We start from the raw sequence: 2,022 nt of genomic DNA on the forward strand, positions 1-2,022 counted from the left end.
ATATTGTTAACATGGGTATGTGTTATAGACAGATAGGAATAGGCTTCCATTACTGGCGTTTTTCGAAGATAACTCATTGTTTAACAAAGAGATCAGACCAGTTTATCGAGGGGGAATAAGCTTTTTTACTGGGGAATAATAGACAGGCGGCATCGATTCAGCCGCCTTTATTAACATTTAAGGTGATAAAAAGTCAGTCGAGCGTAGGATTCATATGGCGCAAATCAAATGGGGTGATTTGGTACACGTAGTAGTTCAGCCAGTTCGCAAACAGCAGATGACCGTGGCTACGCCACGATGCTTTTGGTGGTAAAGAAGCATCGTCATCAGGAAAGTAATTGAGTGGAACTTGTGGGTTAAGACCGGCGGCCACATCACGCTGATATTCACCTGCTAGCGTGTCGACGTCGTATTCAGGATGACCGGTAACAAAAGCCACTCGCTTATCTTTACTGGCAAACAAATAAGCTCCAGCCTCTTCTGATGAGACCAGGATATCCAAATCTGTATATTGCTTAAGCACCTCAAGTGGGAAATCGGCATAGCGAGAATGAGGTGCCAGGAATGTTTCATCAAACCCTCGGGTGAGCAGTGCCAGTGGCTCTCGAGTTTGGTGCTGGTAAATACCAGAGAGTTTGACCTCGCGAGTCATCTTAGGAATGCCATACAGGATATTTAATGCCGCCTGTACCGCCCAGCATACGAACAAGGTTGAGGTCACGTGGTCCTTTGCCCAAGCAATAATACGCTCGATCTGTGGCCAGTATGCGACGTCACAAAAATCAACTAAACCGAGAGGTGCGCCAGTCACGATCAACCCATCAAAATTCTGATCTTGAATATCTTCAAAGTCACAGTAGAAGTTATTCAGATGCTCTGCTGGCGTATTTTTTGACTCACGGCTATCAATCCGCAGTAATTGGATATCAATCTGTAAGGGTGAGTTAGAGAGTAAACGTAGGAATTGATTCTCCGTCTCAATTTTTTTAGGCATTAGATTCAGAACCAACACCTTCAGGGGACGAATTTCCTGGGTTTTCGCACGCGATGAGGTCATCACAAAGACATTCTCATTGCGTAAGAAACTCACTGCGGGTAATTCATCAGGAACCCTAATTGGCATGCCTATATCCTCAATATATCCGTTTATACGTTTAGACTTCTAGATGCCTGAAGATAGCGGGTTTTCAGTAAAAAGTCGAGTGATCTGCCACAACCTGAAAATGTTTCATTACCACCATCTCAATAGCACTTAGTGCAGTGAACAGTCGGCATATATTTTCGATACTGCCAAAATGCAAAAACCCTCTACAAATGCAGAGGGTTATCATTTTCTATGACTTTATTTTTGAGGGCTATATGTGATTTAGCTACATTTTCAGCATACAACAAACTCGTCACTAACATCTATTTTCGGATAGCACAAAAGCAAAAACCCCACGCTTTTGGCATGGGGTCTTTACTTGATTTGATACCTGGCAGTGTACGAATGGCTTTCCTGCCATTCGCCCTTCGGGCCGTTGCAAGCAACGTTAAAATCGTTCCCGACGATTTTTTCCTACAATATTCGTCTCATCTTGAGGATGAGTCTCACCCCTCCGGGGCCAGCGCAAGCGCTGTTCAAACTGCATTCGCAGTAGTATTCGTCTCATCTTGAAGATGAGTCTCACCCCTCCGGGGCCAGCGCAAGCGCTGTTCAAACTGCATTCGCAGTAGTATTCGTCTCATCTTGAGGATGAGTCTCACCCCTCCGGGGCCAGCGCAAGCGCTGTTCAAACTGCATTCGCAGTAGTATTCGTCTCATCTTGAGGATGAGTCTCACCCCTCCGGGGCCAGCGCAAGCGCTGTTCAAACTGCATTCGCAGTTTGTCGCATGTCATGCTCGAGTCGAACCTGTACACCAGACAAACAAAAAAGGCCACCCGTTAGGGTAGCCTCTTTTGCTTGTTTGATGCCTGGCAGTGTCCTACTCTCGCATGGGGAGACCCCACACTACCATCGGCGCTACGGCGTTTCACTTCT

Annotated in this window: 1 protein-coding gene; it reads right to left on the reverse strand. The window is 46.0% G+C overall.

Features of this window, described 5'->3' with window-relative positions:
- Positions 1-193 precede the first annotated feature (193 nt).
- Positions 194-1,123, reverse strand: a complete 930-nt coding sequence (gene metA, locus V1952_RS21505) for a homoserine O-acetyltransferase MetA (RefSeq protein ID WP_372560358.1) — start codon at positions 1,121-1,123, stop codon at positions 194-196.
- Between the last annotated feature and the right edge of the window lie 899 nt (positions 1,124-2,022).

Source organism: Yersinia sp. 2542 StPb PI, from assembly GCF_048593855.1.
GTDB lineage: Bacteria > Pseudomonadota > Gammaproteobacteria > Enterobacterales > Enterobacteriaceae > Yersinia > Yersinia enterocolitica_E.

Bases quoted from the DNA above. Each gene is read 5' to 3' on its own strand.
- metA (WP_372560358.1), bottom strand. From the start codon at position 1,123: ATGCCAATTAGGGTTCCTGATGAATTACCCGCAGTGAGTTTCTTACGC.